The following is a 13,996-nucleotide window of genomic DNA, read 5'->3' on the forward strand; positions in this document are numbered from 1 at the left end:
CCGTGGGCTGCGGTTCCATCTCACGGAAGCCTTAGGACCGCGCGCCGGGTAGCTTCGGGTGGCCCCCGATGAGCACCCACTCGTTTCGAACGGCGTTGACCCTGTACCGTAGCGGAACCCTCTCCCTCGCGCAGGCGGCGCGACAGGCGGGCTGTTCGGAGACGGCGATGGCGTCGGCGCTCGGGGCGCGGACGCGCTCCCGCCGTGCGCGGATCGACGACGCCGACGCGTCCGACCGTCGCCTCCTCGTCGACGTCTAGTCGGGCAGGACGTGGAGGCCGGCCCGCGTCTTGACGACGGTCGTCGTCTCGGCGTCCGCGTCGAAGAAGTCCGGTCGCGGCACCGTCTTCGCCTCGTAGGTCTCCGGATCGAGCACCTGCACCGCGTGGTCGTCCTCGACGGTCACCACCGTCGTCTCGACGGCGTCGTCGCGGGTGGCCAGCCGTCGGGCGTCGCGGTCCTCGTCGTCGAACGGCTCCTCGTAGGCGTCGCCGGAGGCGAGGCGGATCCCCTTCAGGTTCCCGCTCACGCTCCGGACGAGGACCGGCCCCTCGCCGTCGTCGGGGTCGATCACGTCCCCCGGGGTGAACTTCGGCAGTCGCACCGCGTAGGTGACGCGGTACACCTCGTTGCCGTCGCCGTCCTCGGTGACGAGGGTGGGGTAGCTCTCGACGCTCCCGCCGAGTTCGCGGACGATGCGCCGCGACACCTCCTCCCCCAGCCCGGTGGTCGAGAGTTTCACGTCCGGCCCGTCGTCGGTCTCCTTCACCTCGGTGACGAAGGCCTCCCGGTCGCCGTCGCCCTCCTTGTCGGCGACGTGCGATTCGGCGATTTCGACCGCGCGGGATCGCTCCTCGGGGGTGGGCGTCCGGTCGGTCGCCCGCACCTGGACGGTGCTGGCGTAGTAGCCGCCGGCGATGCGCCCACACCGGTCGCAGGTCCCCCGCGAGATCTTGACGGGCACGACGACCGCCTCCTCCAGCGGCGTCTCGCGGACGATTCCCGTGAACTGGCAGTGCATCCGGATGGTGTTCTCGTCGACCTGTTCGGGGTCGACCGCCCAGGTGACGTTCCGGGCGTCGACGTGGACGCCGAGCGCCTCCCGCACCTCGTCGACGGCGACGTCGGTGTAGTCGCGGGCGTCGACGTCCGTCCAGCGGTTCCCCCGGTGGACGGCGCCACACCCCGAACACACCAGCACCTCGATCCGGTCGGGGGCGTCCACGAGCGCGAAGTCCTCGAAGTAACAGGCGTCACAGAGCCGGCGGTCCCGGTCCCGCGGTTCGCCGGGCAGCGGCTCCGCTCGCGTCGGCACCGGATCGCCACAACGCGGACAGAACTCCCGGGACTCGGCGTCGGTCATCGACGCCTCGTAGTCGCTCGTGGCGGTTAAGCGCCGCGACATCGCCCGCCCGCCCGAGCGACGTTGCCGACGAAGTCGCGCCGACAAGCCCCGCGGCAGAGCCGCGCCGACAGATCCCGCGACGGAGTCGCGCCGACAAGCCCCGAGACGGAGTCGCGCCGACAAGCCCCGCGACGAAGTCGCGCCGACAACGTTTAGCGCCGCCCGCCTGTACTTCGCACATGGAGTGGAAACCCGACTGGGGGCTTCGGGGTCGGATGGTCCTGACCATGTTCCTCCTCTTTGCCCTCTACATCGTCTTCGTCGCCGTCCTCTCTCGGTTCGTGGGGCTGTTCGGTATCGTCATCGTCCTGGGGCTGTTCTCGCTCGGCCAGTTTTTCTTCAGCGACCGCCTGGCGCTGTACAGCATGGGGGCGAGTCGCGTCGACGCCGACGAGTACCCGAAGCTCCACGCCACGATCGGCCGCCTCTGTCAGCAGGCCGACCTGCCGAAGCCGGACGTCGCCGTCGCCGACACGCGCGTGCCGAACGCCTTCGCCGCCGGCCGGTCGCAGAAGCACTCGACGGTCTGTGTCACCCGGGGGCTGCTCGACGTCCTCGACGAGGACGAACTCGAGGGCGTGCTGGCGCACGAACTCGCCCACGTCAAGAACCGGGACGTGATGGTGATGACGATCGCCTCCTTCCTCTCGACCATCGCCTTCATGATCGTTCGCTGGGGGTGGCTGTTCGGCGGCGGCCGCAACCGACAGGGCGGTGGCGGCGTCGTGGTCGCCGTCCTCGTCTCCCTGGTCGTCTGGATCGTCTCCTTCGTCCTGATCCGGGCGCTCTCGCGGTACCGCGAGTACGCCGCCGACCGCGGCGGCGCCGCCATCACGGGCAACCCGACGGCGCTCGCCTCCGCGCTGCTCACCATCTCCGGACGGATGGACCGCGTCCCCCAGGAGGACCTCCGCGAGCAGTCGGAGATGAACGCCTTCTTCGTCATCCCCATCCGGAGCGGGTTCGTCGGCCGGGTGTTCTCGACGCACCCCCCGACCGAGCGACGCGTCGAACGCCTCCGCGAGATGGCTGCGGAGATGGAACGGCGATAGATGGGACTGTTCGACTCCCTCCGGTCGGCCCTCGGGTTCGGCGCCGAGGCCGACGCCACGCGCGAGGCCGACCCCGAGGACCTGTTCGGGATGTCGACGGCCTACCTCACAATGGAGGCGGATCTCGATTTCGCTCCCGTCGGCGCCGCCGCCCTCTGTTTCTCCTCGGTCGACAGCACCGACTTCGCGGGCGCCGTCGACGACGTGGAGGCGATCCTCCGTGCCGGCGAGGAGGACACCGGGACGACCTTCCGCCGCCACGAGGACGACCACGGCTACCACTGGGTCGTCCTCGAGGACAGCGATCCGGAGGATCTGGTGACGAGCGTCCACTTCGCGGCCGACACGTTCGTCGAACGGGGGTACGGCTCGCGACTCCTCGCGGCGGTCTTCGGGTTCGAGCGCCCCCGCGACGACCGGCGAGCGTACTGGGTCTACTCCTTCCGTCGGGGCGCGTACTACCCCTTCGTCCCCACCGGCGACCACGAGCGCGACAACGGGAGCGAGTTCAAACTGGCCTCGGTCCTCGACGGCGAACTCGACGTCGAGGACGACGAGCGCTACTGGTACCCGCTGTGGCCCGACCGGCCGGGCGGTCACCCGTGGGAGTGAGCGCGGCGTGACGCCCCGTCTTCGGGCTTGAACGGCCGGCTCGACGCCCCCGAGAGCCCCCTCGCCGGCTCCCCATTTCCACTTCCACTCCGGTGTTAACGAGGCTTTATGTGCGGAGGGGCACAAGCCGAGGCACATGGCAGAAGACGACCTCGAGAACCTTCCGGGCGTCGGGCCGGCGACGGCGGACAAACTCGTCGAAGCGGGCTTCGAGAGCTACCAGAGCATCGCGGTCGCCAGTCCGGCGGAACTCTCCAACACGGCGGACATCGGCGAGTCGACGGCGAGCGACATCATCAACGCGGCCCGCGACGCCGCGGACGTGGGCGGCTTCGAGACGGGGGCGACCGTCCTCGAACGCCGCGAGCAGATCGGCAAGCTGACCTGGAACGTTCCCGAGGTCGACGACCTGCTCGGCGGCGGCGTCGAAACGCAGTCGATCACCGAGGTGTACGGCGAGTTCGGCGCCGGCAAGTCCCAGGTCACCCACCAGCTCTCGGTCAACGTCCAGCTTCCAGAGGAGTACGGCGGCCTCCGCGGCAGCGCCATCTTCGTCGACAGCGAGGACACCTTCCGTCCCGAACGCATCGACGACATGGTCCGTGGCCTCGACGACGAAACCATCCAGGCGACGATGGACGACCGCGGCATCGAGGGCTCGCCCGGCGACGAGGACGCGATGGAGGAACTCGTCACCGACGTCCTCGACAAGATCCACGTGGCCAAGGCGTTCAACTCCAACCACCAGATCCTGCTCGCGGAGAAGGCAAAGGAGCTCGCGAGCGAACACGAGGACACCGAGTGGCCCGTCCGCCTGCTCAACGTCGACTCCCTCACCGCTCACTTCCGCGCCGAGTACGTCGGCCGGGGCGAACTCGCCGAGCGCCAGCAGAAGCTCAACAAACACCTGCACGACCTCATGCGGATCGGCGACCTCTACAACACCGCCGTCCTCGTCACCAACCAGGTCGCCTCGAACCCCGACTCCTACTTCGGCGACCCGACCCAGCCCATCGGCGGCAACATCCTCGGTCACACCTCGACGTTCCGGATGTACCTCCGGAAGTCGAAGGGCGACAAGCGGATCGTCCGCCTCGTCGACGCGCCGAACCTCGCCGACGGCGAGGCCGTGATGCGCGTCCAGGACGAGGGACTCGTCCCCGAGTAACTACTCCTCGGTCGTCGTCTCCTCGATGTCGAGTTCGCCCTCGTGGATCTTCGCCCCGTCCTGAACCACCTTCTCGGCCAGGACGGCACACTTGATCCGCATGGGACTGATGTCGACGCCGAGCATCTCCACCACGTCGTCGCGGTCCATCTCCGCGAGTTCGTCGAGCGTCGTGCCCGGGAGTCGCTGGGTGAGCATGCTCGCGCTCGCCTGACTGATGGCGCAGCCGTCGCCGGAGAAACTGACGTAGTCGATGGTCTCGCCGTCGTCGTCGAGGCGGACGTCCATCTTGATCGTGTCGCCACACGACGGGTTCTCACCGACGTGGGAGAACGTCGGATCCTCGAGTTCCCCGTGATTCCGGGGGTTCTTGTAGTGATCGAGGATCTGCTGTCGGTACATGTCCGAGCCCATTCCCATAACTGCGTCCGGGTAGGGCGCTTTTACCTAAAAGGATTCCGGGGTACGAGGCGTGTAGGCGCTCAGACGGCGACCGTCCGGCCGCTGTCCTCGTAGGCCGCCAGCAGTTCGCGGTACCGGTTGCGGATGGTGACCTCGCTGATGTCCGCCACCTCGCTCACCGCCTTCTGGGTGATCTGCTCGTTGGTCAGCAGCGGCGCCGCGTAGACGGCGGCGGCCGCCAGCCCGACCGGGTTCTTGCCGCTGTGGACGCCGCGCTCCTTGGCCGCGTCGAGCATCTCCCGGGCCAGCCGTTCGGCCTCGTCCGACAGGTCGAGTTCCGAGGCGAACCGGGTGACGTAGCTCACCGGATCGGCGGGGGCGACTTCGAGACCGAGTTCCCGAACCACGTAGCGGTAGGTGCGCTTGAACTCCTCCTCGTCGACCCGACTGACGCGGGCCATCTCGTCGATGGTCCGCGGGACGCCGGCCTGTCGGGCGGCGGCGTAGAGGGCGCTGGTGGCGACGCCCTCGATGGAGCGGCCGGGCAGCAGGTCGTCCTCCAGCGCGCGCCGGTAGATGACCGAGGCGGTCTCGCGGACGTTCTCGGGGAGGCCCAGCGCCGAGGCCATGCGGTCGATCTCGCCGAGGGCCTGTCGCAGGTTGCGCTCCTGGTGGTTGCGGGTCTGGAACCGGCGGTTCCAGGTGCGCAGGCGCTGCATCTTCTCGCGCTGAGTGGCCGAGAGCGCCTTGCCGTAGGCGTCCTTGTTCTGCCAGTCGATGGTGGTCGACAGCCCCTTGTCGTGCATCATCTTCGTCGTGGGCGAGCCGACCCGGGCCTTCTCGTCGCGCTCCCGGGCGTCGAAGGCCCGCCACTCGGGGCCGCGGTCCACCTCGTCCGCCTCGACGATGAGGCCACACTCGCTACAGGCCGTCTCGCCGTGTTCCTCGTCGGTCACCAGCGCGCCGCCACACTCGGGACAGACGTGTTCCGCCTCCCGTTCGGTCGTCGATTCCTCCCGTTCTCGAACGCCGGTACTCCCGGACGTCCACGCGCGTGTCTCTGACATGATGGGGTGGTCGCCACGGACGGCCGACGCGGGGGATCCAGCCGTCGTAGCTCCTTAACGAGTCGTTAGGTAGTAAAACATATAAGTATTTCGCAGAAATGCACGGAACGTCATAACCGTGTCGGTTCTTGACGCGACGCCAATCCGTCACGATCGGTTGTGAAACGAACTCACTGATAAATCATTGGGTCGGGTGCGAGGCGCGCGGGACGGTCCCGCCGGTCGTCGGTCGGCCGAGCGGAGAAGTGCGGCGGTCGTGAGCGGCGACGGAGCGGCGGTCAGTCGCTCTGGATGCGCGGCGCGAGCATGAACGTCACGTTGCCGAGGCCCTCGGCGAACTCGTAGTGGAGTTTCACCGGGAACTCCTCGCCGAGTTCGATGGTCACCTCGGCGTCCCCGGGGATCGCCTTGTTCATGTCCTTGAGGTAGTCCAGCGAGAACAGCGAGTCCGCCGGACCGGCCTCCAGCGCGATGAGGTCGTCGGTCCCCAGTTCGAAGTCCACGTCGTCGGTGTCGCCCTCGGCCTCGATGTGGAACGTCTCCGCCGCCTCGTCGACGCGGAGGTTGATGTGATCCGACACCATGTCGGCGGCCGTGATCCCGCGGTCGAGCTGGTTGCCCTCGACGACGATCCGGGCCGGCAGGTCGAGGTCGGGGATGTCCGGCTCCTGTCGGATCGAGTCCGGATCGATCAGCGCGAGCGTATAGGAGAGGCCGTCGATGCGGATGTGGAGTTTGCGGGTCTCCTCGTCGAGTTCGAGGTGGACCAGGTCGCCGGCGTTCCCCATGCCCGCGATGTCCTCCAGCCGAGTGAGGTTGACGCCGATGACGCCGCCGTCCGCCTCGTAGGATTCGAACGCCGCCGAATCCAGCGAGAGGTCGACCATCCCGACGTTCGCCGGATCGACCGCCCGAATCGACAGGCCGTCCTCGTTGAGTCGCACCTTGCACTCGTCGACCAACACGCTCACGGAGTCGAGGGCGTCCCGGAGCGTCGACGCGCTCACGATGGCCTTGAACATGTATCCAGTGGTACGCCCCGGGCGTTAAAAATACCCGCTGTTCGCCGCGGGCGAGCGCGCGCCGCCGCGGCCACGTGACCCGGCCGCCGTCGTCACGTCACGCCCCGGACCGGGGCACGGCAGTTCGCAATGTTTATGACGGCTCCTCGCTCGACGAAGGAAACTTGGTTAACCAGGCATACGGTCTATGAACCTCCGTCATAATCCCACTAACGGATTCCATGGGTGTCATCGTAGAACTACAGATACCGACTCACCAGTTCGAATTCGGGCGCCGATTCCCGACACAGTCGGGGGACGCGGCGGAGTTCGAGCGGGTGAGTGCGCGGGGGGATGCTTCCGTCCCGGTTTTCTCGTTCTCGGAGCCTGCCGACGGTCGACTCGAAGAGGGCGATCCGTTCGCGGACGCGGACGGCTACCGACTCGAATTCGTGGACGCACCCGACGACCACGAACTCTGTCTCGTCTCGTGGCGCCCCGAGGCCGATCCCTTCTTTCGGCTCCTCGACGACCACGGTGGCTCGATCCGTCGCGGAACCGGCGATTCCGAGGCGTGGACGTTCGAGGCGGAGTTCCCGAGCCACGACGACTTCTCGACCTTTCGGTCGGCCGCCGAGGACCTCGACACGTCCGTCGAGATCCGGCGCGTCTACAACCCGACGAGTACGGGCACCGGCGCCTGGTACGGGCTGACACCCCGTCAGCGCAGGACGCTCGAACTCGCCGTCGAGCGTGGCTACTACGACATTCCCCGCCGGTGTACGACCATCGAACTCGCCGACGAACTCGGCATCTCCGATCAGGCCGTGACCGAACGGCTTCGCCGCGGCATCGTGACGTTCGTAACCAACGCCCTGCTGTTCGCCGAGGAGTGACAGCCGGAGTGACAGTATTTCTATCCAATACCTTCTTGAGTGTTCCCGTCGAACCCGGAGTCGCGTTCCTGGGGGGGAGCAGATGAACGGATCCAACGCCAACACACACGACGCGACGGCGGTCGACGAATCGGGGTGTGACCGAACCCGCGACGCCGAGGCGGAACGGCTGGACGCGGTCTTCGACGTCCTGGCGGACGCGCGCAGGCGACGCATCCTCCGCGTCCTGATCGACGCCGACGAGGACGCGACGACCGTCCCGGCGCTCGCCGAGGCGCTCTCGGCGCGCGAACCCGAGCGGCCGCCGACGGACCGACTCGTCGTCTCGCTCAGACACGTCCACCTGCCGAAACTCGACGCGTCGGGGGTCGTCGACTACGCCCCCGACCGCTCGCGGGTTCGCTACGAGGGGGCGCCGCTCGCCGAACGACTGCTGGCGCAACTCTGAGCCCGTCGCCGGCGGGTCCGACCGGCCGTTCCGGATCGACCGGAGCATGAACGCGGATCCGTCGGCCGCCCCGTGGCGGCCCGCGACACCGACGGTGAGGGACGCACGACGGGACGAGTACTACAACTACTCGGCCCGGTCTGTTGTGACTACTAACTGACCGCACTCACCGCCCGCTTCGCTCGCCGGTGACGGAGCAAATGGATCGTCCCGCGGTTCTGGTGGACGAAGGGCAGTATCAGCCGTCGATATATTCGTTCAGCGTGTCAAACTCCTCTGGGGAGAGGATGACCTCCCCGGTAACGTCGTCAACGTCCTCGAAGTCGTCGTCGAGCGTCAGAATCGTCCGTACCCCTTCCTCGAGGGCGACTCGTGCGTAATACCCGTCCCAGCCGTCGATGTTGTACTCTGCCGCCAGATCGAATCCTGCCCTGACTGTCGACTCTGGCAGTTCGTCGTACCAGTGAACTCGGCTCGCGTCCGCGAAATTCCCCATCAGACGAGAGGCATCAGCGTTCGAAAACCCGTAGTAGTTCGTCAGAACGACGTGAGCACCGAAGAGGGCCGGATACGGCACGACGGCGTCGATGGTACCCTCGATGGCATCTTTCACGTACGAGAGTGCCGTCTCGCTGACGGGCGTTCCCGCGTGGGCGAGGGCGACCACACCGACGTCGAAGAGATATGGGCCATCACTCATCGGCAGCGTCGCTGGTCGCTTGACGGCGGATCGTCTCGGCGTGATCCGCTGCAATCGGATGCATCTCCTCGTCGGGGGCGTCGCGGTCGGTCGCCGCCTCGGAGATGAGCTGTTCCATCCGCTCGATAACCGTCTCGGGATCGTCTTCAGGCTCGACGACTGCCTTCCCGCCTTCCTCGCGGATGTCGACTTCGGTCCCGGGCTCGATTCCGAGGCGTTCTCGCACCTCCTGTGGCAGCACGATCCGCCCCTTGGAGTCCACCGTGACCATATTCCCACTATTAGTGGGAATCACATGAGTGTTTTGCCGACCTGTAACACAACCACTCTGATTACCTGAACGCCGTCGAACTCAGGCCGTGGAATCCTCGTTCTCGTCGGGTTCGAGCCGGATACGATTCACGCCAGTTGGTTCGTCGTACGCCCGGTCGCTCGAATAAGTCGAAACCGCTCGCCGTACCGGTCACACACCGCCTTCGGGATCGTCACTCTCCCCTGCTCGTCCGTCCGTACTTCTCCACCCCTATCCGAAATCACGAATGGAGGACAGGTAGTCTCAGTTCTCGCCCTCTCGGTGACAGCGGGTTGACGGAGCTGTCTCTCCCGGTCAGTCCCCGAGTTCGCGGAGCTTCTTCTGTACCTGCGAGTAGACCTTCGGATGCAGGTTCATCCCCTCGTCAACGAGATCGTACAGGAGGTCGGTCGCCTCGTCTGCTGTCAGGTCACCGTTCTTGGTACAACTGAGCAACAGCGTCGTCACCCACCAGCACTCGACGCCGTGGCTCCGGGCGACCTCGATCGGCCCCTTGTCGTTGGCGAGGAGGATCTCCTCGTCGTCTTCTGCCAGCAGGATCACCGACGCGTCGGCCACCGCGATTCCCTCCATCGACGCTACGTTCTCGGATCGAGTCGGCGTGTCGTGAACGGTCACGTCCGCCAGAAATCCCTCGAGAGTCGCGGTACCACGCTTCCCCTCGGTGAGAACTTCCGCTCGGATCTCTTCGGTCGTCCGAACCTCGTCGAAGGCGGTCGGGATGAGATCGAGCCGGCCGACCCACGCGAGCGGAATCAGCGCGGAGGAGTCGACGACGACCATCAGATGCGGTCGAGGTCGCGCTCGAGGTCGTCGGTCGTGTACCCGATGTCGATGCCTTCCTCGGCCGCCAACGTCAGCATCTCGACGTACGAGACGTCCGCGAGTTCCGCTGCCTTTCGCAGAGTGGTGCTGTGATCGCGAAGCTGATCCAGCGCCCGCTCCCTGCGCCAATCGTCCAGCCCCTGTCGGATGAGTCGCCGAAGCACCTCCGACCGGTCGGCACTCATCTCCTCCTCCAGTTCAGCGAGTGCCTCTTCGTCGTCTTCCGGTATGCGCGTGGTGACCGTCTTCATCGTTACGATCCACTACGTTACGATACAGAATAGATGTAACGGACAGTCACGCCCCTGTGTTCCTCAAAAGGTAGAAGGTGGGTTTCGTCTCTCCCGGAACAGGCGCCTGTGAGCTACTCGGCTGATGGACTGTTCGATGGCTCAGCCGACAATCGGTCGCGGTCGTGCGGCGCGTCGACGTCGATATCCGGGCCGATGGGCGTGATCTCGCCCTGATAGTAGCCCTGACCTTGATGTGCCTCGTCCGCACCGTCGCCGCGACACCGGGCGTCCCGTAGAGGCCGCGTAGGTACGGCCAGAGGCGCTCGTACTGGTGGAGGTACTGCCTGTCGCACTTGAAGGCCGTGTGGTGAGTTCAGCAGAGCGATCCGATAATTCCCTGGAGAACTCCCGATTCGAACGCACATATGGAGAATCGACGTGTGAGAGCAGTAGCGATTTGGGAGTCGATCCCTGCTTCTGTCAGCAAACGTCTTCTGCATCCACGTCGATCGAGAGTTCGCCCATAATACCGATTTCGACCAGAATACTCGGACAGTCCACGTCGGTCTGTATCCGAGTGGATGTTACCTGCTTCCCACCAGCTGGGTCATCCGCCTCAGCGCGAGCGTGGAGCGCATAGTTCCCGGGTGACTGAACGGGATTTTTCCACGAGTGCATGTCGATTTCCTCGTTCCCGTCATCGTCTCGGTCGGCCATCGGTCGCGTTGGATGTGTTTCCCAGAACACCACCTCGTTATCGGTTACGTCTTCGATAACGACATCGAAGACAACTGGGCTATCGCCGAGATTCTTGATCCACACCTCCGCAATGGAGACGAGTTTCGACTCTCGGGTGAACTCCGAGACAGACAAGCACCCGGAAAGCGGAGTCGAGAGTGCGGTTCCGGCGGACAGCAGTAGCATCCGGCGCGACTGGGTGGAGGGCACAGTCGTGTACTCATCTCGATTCGATATGAATTCTGGGCTAGGACACACCTGACCGAACATAGCTATCGAGCGAAAAAGAGGGTGAGCCGAATCCTGCTCGAGGTGAGTACGGGATGGGTGCTGTGTACACGGCAACGGCTACACAACTACTCGATCGCCGTCAGCAACGCCGTGACCGATATAGCGTGTAATCATCACCGGAAATACCGTATTTTCTCTATCCCGATCCCGAAGCAGCCGATAGAACGTGCCTGCGAATTGGTCAGCCGTTTACAGTTTCGGGGAGTTTATATCAAACACCACTCGAACTGGTTTTGATGCCCTCCACAACGAATGAACTACTTAGATCGGTTCGCCATCTGCTCCTCATAATCGTATTTTTGCTCGGACTTGGAGTCGCGGCACTCGGTGATATCGCTGTTGCGGTACGTGGTTACACGACAGGGATATCGACTGCTGCTCGCTCAATCGGAGGTGTAGTCGTACTTGCAGGAGTTGTGCTTTTCTTTTACACAATGCTTCGACCAAGTGCGAACCAAGACTCGGCGAACTAAGTTCACCGAGTGGTTCGTGGCTCGCTTGTATCGACCGATCTGATCTGACCGAATGGGAAACTGATTTTGTACGAGATACGCGCCCTCTATTCGGCAGGACTGCTGATCTCTGTCACCTATCGATGGTTTCAACGAGGCCGAACAGCGAGTTCTCGGTTTGACTCGTCGATGCGCCTGTCAGTCGAGGAGCGCGTCAGTGACGATCCGCTCGTGGTCGAAGCCCATCTTTGGCAGATCGGCCGGGTCGAACGGTCCCACCTGCCGGCTTCCTCACTCACCTCGCGGACACGGGCCTCTCGTGCGGTTTCGTCGGGGTCGACAAGACCGCCCGGAAGCACCCGACTACCCTCGAAGGGTGAGTGTGTCCGTTCGAGGAGCATCACCTCCCCGCCGGGCACGATCACCGCGTCGGTCGCGAGTGCTCGAACCGTGACGCTGCCGACACCATCCGATGTCCCTTTCCGCTTCGACGGCGTTTCCCCCCGTATGAACGCGAATTCGCCGGCAGTTCCCCCGCGGAACGTATCACGGAATTTGGTGAGGGACGTATGACGGACCGGGACGAGTACTACAACCGCTCGAAACAGGAGGGGTATCGCGCCCGGTCGGCCTACAAACTCAAGCAACTCGACGAGGCCGCGGGGCTGTTCGCCCCCGGGGACGTCGTCGTCGACCTGGGCGCGGCCCCCGGCGGGTGGCTCCAGGTCGCCGCCGAGGCCGTCGGCGAGGGTGGGACCGTCGTCGGCGTCGACCGCCAGCGGATCCGCCCGCTCGATCACGACGCCGTCGAGACGATTCGCGGCGACATGACCGAGGCGGAGACCGTCGATCTCCTCCGCGAGGCGGTCGGTTCGGCCGACGCCGTCGTCTCGGACATGGCCCCGAACATGACCGGCGAGTACTCCGTGGATCACGCCCGGTCGATCCACCTCGCCCGACAGGCCCTCGGGGTCGCACGCGACCTGCTGTCCCCCGGTGGCGACCTCGTGGTCAAGGCCTTCGACGGCCCGGACCTCGCCGACCTCCGGGCCGAGATGGAGGAGTCCTTCGAGTACGTGCGGTCGATCCGCCCGGACGCCTCCCGGGACTCCTCCTCGGAGGTGTACCTCGTCGCCAAGGGCTATCTCACCGCGCCGGTCGCCCCCGGCGACGAACTCGTCGTCGAGATCAGCGACGAGGGCGACGAGGGCGACGGCATCGCCCGCGTCGACGGGTTCACCGTCTTCGTCCCCGACGCCGAGGTTGGCGACCGGGTGGCGGTGCGGATCGACGACGTGAAGCCGCGATTCGCCTTCGCCGAACGGCGCGACTAGTTCTGCTCGCTCGCCGTCGCAGCGGCCTTCGCGGCCGCGTCCGCCCGCGATCGCACGAGGCCGACCACGGCGTAGACGAACGGCGTGTCGACGAGGGCGATGAGCAGTTTGAGGAGGTACTGGCCGAGCATCAGGCCGACGACGACCGACCACGGCGTCGGGCTCCCCAGACCCGCGTACGTCGGGAGCAGGTAGAAGGCGACGCCGACGAAGATGACGGTGTCGATGGCCTGACTCGTCCCCGTCGAGACGATGTTCCGGAGCCAGAGGAAGTCGCCCTCGGTCGCCTCGCGGAGGCGGTGGAAGACGATCACGTCCCAGTTCTGGCTGACGAGGTAGGCGAGCAGGCTCCCGGCGACGATGTTCGTGCTCGCGCCGAGGACGGCCGCGAAGGCGTCGGGGGCGACCGGCGAGTTCCCCGCGGCCGGCGCGAGGATGGTCGACCACACCAGCGCCAGCAACACGAAGTTCATCGCGAAGCCGACGTTCACCATCACCTGCGCCGCCCGCCGACCGTACAGTTCGGCGTAGCAGTCCGAGGCGAAGAAGGTGAGCGCGTACGCGAGCGCCGCCCCGGGGAGGAACACCGTCTCGCCGATCCGCGGCAGCGGCGTCGGCAGCGGGATCGCCAGCACCTTCGAGGCGGTCAACTGTGCGGTCACCAGGGCCGTGACGAAGAGCGCGAGGATCGCGACCCGCCCCACCGGCCACGCGTTCCGGTCGGCGCTCATTCCTCGGACTCCAGCCGTCCGTGTCGGGCGTCGATGTCGTCGAGCAGATCCAGGTGCTTGCGGATCGACGCCCTGATCGCGTCGCTCCGGTTCACGAACTTCCCGTCCTCGCCCACGTGCTCGTCCAGATCCGCGAGCAGTTCGTCGGGCACCTCGACGCTGATCTTGGTCACGCCGATCCCCCTCTTCGTCCCGCGGCCACGCGCCGGCCGTGGTGTGCTTGTCGTACTCTCATGGTGTTCGCTGGGGAATACTCGGAGGACTCGACGTTTAAATTCGACGGATTCGGGGGCACAACTATACCGCCGGCCCGCGGACGGTCGAACGA

General features: G+C 65.8%; 19 protein-coding genes. 7 read left to right on the forward strand and 12 right to left on the reverse strand.

Going from position 1 to position 13,996, the window contains the following annotated elements; genetic code table 11:
- The first annotated feature begins 68 nt into the window (after nucleotides 1-68).
- Entirely contained in the window at nucleotides 69-260 is a 192-nt protein-coding gene (locus tag NBT67_RS12575; protein WP_251342073.1) for a DUF7317 family protein, read from the forward strand.
- Here NBT67_RS12575 and NBT67_RS12580 read toward each other — a convergent pair.
- Nucleotides 257-1,405 (reverse strand): 60S ribosomal export protein NMD3, encoded by a 1,149-nt coding sequence (locus NBT67_RS12580; RefSeq protein WP_251342074.1) that lies wholly within the window; start codon nucleotides 1,403-1,405, stop codon nucleotides 257-259. The genes NBT67_RS12575 and NBT67_RS12580 overlap by 4 nt on opposite strands.
- Before the next feature lie 179 nt (nucleotides 1,406-1,584).
- Here NBT67_RS12580 and htpX point away from each other — a divergent pair, with 179 nt between their 5' ends.
- The 3 genes from htpX (at nucleotide 1,585) to radA (ending at nucleotide 4,237) form a co-directional block, all read left to right on the forward strand.
- Complete coding sequence (htpX, locus tag NBT67_RS12585) at nucleotides 1,585-2,457, forward strand: zinc metalloprotease HtpX (RefSeq protein WP_251342076.1); 873 nt, start codon at nucleotides 1,585-1,587, stop codon at nucleotides 2,455-2,457.
- A complete protein-coding gene (gene pspAB / locus NBT67_RS12590; RefSeq protein ID WP_251342077.1) occupies nucleotides 2,458-3,069 on the forward strand; it encodes a PspA-associated protein PspAB in 612 nt (203 codons plus the stop codon).
- Nucleotides 3,070-3,205: 136 nt separating this feature from the next.
- On the forward strand, nucleotides 3,206-4,237 hold the full coding sequence (gene radA / locus NBT67_RS12595) for a DNA repair and recombination protein RadA (protein WP_251342079.1): 1,032 nt from the start codon (nucleotides 3,206-3,208) through the stop codon (nucleotides 4,235-4,237).
- On the opposite strand, the gene sufU is transcribed toward radA, so the two are convergent.
- From sufU to NBT67_RS12610, 3 genes are all read right to left on the reverse strand, one after another.
- The gene (sufU, locus tag NBT67_RS12600) at nucleotides 4,238-4,657 is read right to left on the reverse strand and encodes a Fe-S cluster assembly sulfur transfer protein SufU (RefSeq protein ID WP_251342080.1); all 420 of its coding nucleotides are present in this window, start codon (nucleotides 4,655-4,657) and stop codon (nucleotides 4,238-4,240) included.
- Nucleotides 4,658-4,719: 62 nt separating this feature from the next.
- Nucleotides 4,720-5,706 (reverse strand): transcription initiation factor IIB, encoded by a 987-nt coding sequence (locus NBT67_RS12605; protein WP_251342081.1) that lies wholly within the window; start codon nucleotides 5,704-5,706, stop codon nucleotides 4,720-4,722.
- Nucleotides 5,707-5,984: 278 nt separating this feature from the next.
- Nucleotides 5,985-6,728 carry a DNA polymerase sliding clamp gene (locus tag NBT67_RS12610; protein WP_251342083.1) on the reverse strand — a complete coding sequence of 248 codons (744 nt, stop codon included), beginning with the start codon at nucleotides 6,726-6,728 and terminating at the stop codon, nucleotides 5,985-5,987.
- 221 nt (nucleotides 6,729-6,949) lie between these two features.
- On the opposite strand from NBT67_RS12610, the gene NBT67_RS12615 reads away from it, so the two are divergent.
- Both NBT67_RS12615 and NBT67_RS12620 read left to right on the forward strand, forming a co-directional pair.
- Nucleotides 6,950-7,603: a helix-turn-helix domain-containing protein gene (locus tag NBT67_RS12615; protein ID WP_251342085.1), complete on the forward strand. Its 654-nt coding sequence runs from the start codon at nucleotides 6,950-6,952 to the stop codon at nucleotides 7,601-7,603.
- Between the two features lie 82 nt (nucleotides 7,604-7,685).
- Nucleotides 7,686-8,051, forward strand: a complete 366-nt coding sequence (locus NBT67_RS12620; protein WP_251342087.1) for a DUF7344 domain-containing protein — start codon at nucleotides 7,686-7,688, stop codon at nucleotides 8,049-8,051.
- A 238-nt stretch (nucleotides 8,052-8,289) separates the two neighbouring features.
- On the opposite strand, the gene NBT67_RS12625 is transcribed toward NBT67_RS12620, so the two are convergent.
- The 6 genes from NBT67_RS12625 to NBT67_RS12650 all read right to left on the reverse strand — a co-directional run bounded on the left by NBT67_RS12625 (nucleotide 8,290) and on the right by NBT67_RS12650 (nucleotide 12,004).
- On the reverse strand, nucleotides 8,290-8,751 hold the full coding sequence (locus NBT67_RS12625) for a type II toxin-antitoxin system VapC family toxin (RefSeq protein WP_251342088.1): 462 nt from the start codon (nucleotides 8,749-8,751) through the stop codon (nucleotides 8,290-8,292).
- On the reverse strand, nucleotides 8,744-9,022 hold the full coding sequence (locus tag NBT67_RS12630) for an AbrB/MazE/SpoVT family DNA-binding domain-containing protein (RefSeq protein WP_251342090.1): 279 nt from the start codon (nucleotides 9,020-9,022) through the stop codon (nucleotides 8,744-8,746). The genes NBT67_RS12625 and NBT67_RS12630 overlap by 8 nt, the downstream gene beginning before the upstream one ends.
- Nucleotides 9,023-9,358: 336 nt before the next feature.
- Complete coding sequence (locus NBT67_RS12635) at nucleotides 9,359-9,847, reverse strand: PIN domain-containing protein (protein ID WP_251342091.1); 489 nt, start codon at nucleotides 9,845-9,847, stop codon at nucleotides 9,359-9,361.
- Nucleotides 9,847-10,140, reverse strand: coding sequence for a UPF0175 family protein (locus tag NBT67_RS12640; RefSeq protein WP_251342093.1), 294 nt, complete (start codon nucleotides 10,138-10,140; stop codon nucleotides 9,847-9,849). Before NBT67_RS12640 ends, NBT67_RS12635 begins: the two co-directional genes overlap by 1 nt.
- Before the next feature lie 462 nt (nucleotides 10,141-10,602).
- Nucleotides 10,603-11,070: a hypothetical protein gene (locus tag NBT67_RS12645; RefSeq protein ID WP_251342094.1), complete on the reverse strand. Its 468-nt coding sequence runs from the start codon at nucleotides 11,068-11,070 to the stop codon at nucleotides 10,603-10,605.
- 682 nt (nucleotides 11,071-11,752) lie between these two features.
- Nucleotides 11,753-12,004: an NUDIX domain-containing protein gene (locus NBT67_RS12650; RefSeq protein WP_251342096.1), complete on the reverse strand. Its 252-nt coding sequence runs from the start codon at nucleotides 12,002-12,004 to the stop codon at nucleotides 11,753-11,755.
- A gap of 168 nt (nucleotides 12,005-12,172) precedes the next feature.
- On the opposite strand from NBT67_RS12650, the gene NBT67_RS12655 reads away from it, so the two are divergent.
- Nucleotides 12,173-12,937, forward strand: a complete 765-nt coding sequence (locus NBT67_RS12655) for a 23S rRNA (uridine(2552)-2'-O)-methyltransferase (protein WP_251342098.1) — start codon at nucleotides 12,173-12,175, stop codon at nucleotides 12,935-12,937.
- Here the strand turns inward: NBT67_RS12655 and NBT67_RS12660 are convergent.
- Together NBT67_RS12660 and NBT67_RS12665 are read right to left on the reverse strand one after the other, a co-directional pair.
- The gene (locus NBT67_RS12660; RefSeq protein ID WP_251342100.1) at nucleotides 12,934-13,668 is read right to left on the reverse strand and encodes a queuosine precursor transporter; all 735 of its coding nucleotides are present in this window, start codon (nucleotides 13,666-13,668) and stop codon (nucleotides 12,934-12,936) included. The two genes, NBT67_RS12655 and NBT67_RS12660, sit on opposite strands and share 4 nt — an antisense overlap.
- Complete coding sequence (locus tag NBT67_RS12665) at nucleotides 13,665-13,841, reverse strand: ribbon-helix-helix domain-containing protein (protein WP_251342101.1); 177 nt, start codon at nucleotides 13,839-13,841, stop codon at nucleotides 13,665-13,667. The genes NBT67_RS12660 and NBT67_RS12665 overlap by 4 nt, the downstream gene beginning before the upstream one ends.
- Between the last annotated feature and the right edge of the window lie 155 nt (nucleotides 13,842-13,996).

This window comes from Haloplanus sp. GDY1 (genome assembly GCF_023703775.1).
Lineage (GTDB): Archaea > Halobacteriota > Halobacteria > Halobacteriales > Haloferacaceae > Haloplanus > Haloplanus halophilus.

What these genes read in the sequence shown, in the direction of transcription:
- NBT67_RS12615 (WP_251342085.1), top strand. Translation starts at nt 6,950, where the DNA reads ATGGGTGTCATCGTAGAACTACAGATACCGACTCACCAGTTCGAATTC.
- NBT67_RS12625 (WP_251342088.1), bottom strand. Translation starts at nt 8,751, where the DNA reads ATGAGTGATGGCCCATATCTCTTCGACGTCGGTGTGGTCGCCCTCGCC.
- radA (WP_251342079.1), top strand. Translation starts at nt 3,206, where the DNA reads ATGGCAGAAGACGACCTCGAGAACCTTCCGGGCGTCGGGCCGGCGACG.
- pspAB (WP_251342077.1), top strand. Translation starts at nt 2,458, where the DNA reads ATGGGACTGTTCGACTCCCTCCGGTCGGCCCTCGGGTTCGGCGCCGAG.
- NBT67_RS12660 (WP_251342100.1), bottom strand. Translation starts at nt 13,668, where the DNA reads ATGAGCGCCGACCGGAACGCGTGGCCGGTGGGGCGGGTCGCGATCCTC.
- NBT67_RS12575 (WP_251342073.1), top strand. Translation starts at nt 69, where the DNA reads ATGAGCACCCACTCGTTTCGAACGGCGTTGACCCTGTACCGTAGCGGA.
- htpX (WP_251342076.1), top strand. Translation starts at nt 1,585, where the DNA reads ATGGAGTGGAAACCCGACTGGGGGCTTCGGGGTCGGATGGTCCTGACC.
- NBT67_RS12620 (WP_251342087.1), top strand. Translation starts at nt 7,686, where the DNA reads ATGAACGGATCCAACGCCAACACACACGACGCGACGGCGGTCGACGAA.
- NBT67_RS12605 (WP_251342081.1), bottom strand. Translation starts at nt 5,706, where the DNA reads ATGTCAGAGACACGCGCGTGGACGTCCGGGAGTACCGGCGTTCGAGAA.
- NBT67_RS12580 (WP_251342074.1), bottom strand. Translation starts at nt 1,405, where the DNA reads ATGTCGCGGCGCTTAACCGCCACGAGCGACTACGAGGCGTCGATGACC.
- NBT67_RS12640 (WP_251342093.1), bottom strand. Translation starts at nt 10,140, where the DNA reads ATGAAGACGGTCACCACGCGCATACCGGAAGACGACGAAGAGGCACTC.
- NBT67_RS12630 (WP_251342090.1), bottom strand. Translation starts at nt 9,022, where the DNA reads ATGGTCACGGTGGACTCCAAGGGGCGGATCGTGCTGCCACAGGAGGTG.
- NBT67_RS12655 (WP_251342098.1), top strand. Translation starts at nt 12,173, where the DNA reads ATGACGGACCGGGACGAGTACTACAACCGCTCGAAACAGGAGGGGTAT.
- NBT67_RS12635 (WP_251342091.1), bottom strand. Translation starts at nt 9,847, where the DNA reads ATGGTCGTCGTCGACTCCTCCGCGCTGATTCCGCTCGCGTGGGTCGGC.
- NBT67_RS12650 (WP_251342096.1), bottom strand. Translation starts at nt 12,004, where the DNA reads ATGCTCCTCGAACGGACACACTCACCCTTCGAGGGTAGTCGGGTGCTT.
- NBT67_RS12610 (WP_251342083.1), bottom strand. Translation starts at nt 6,728, where the DNA reads ATGTTCAAGGCCATCGTGAGCGCGTCGACGCTCCGGGACGCCCTCGAC.
- sufU (WP_251342080.1), bottom strand. Translation starts at nt 4,657, where the DNA reads ATGGGAATGGGCTCGGACATGTACCGACAGCAGATCCTCGATCACTAC.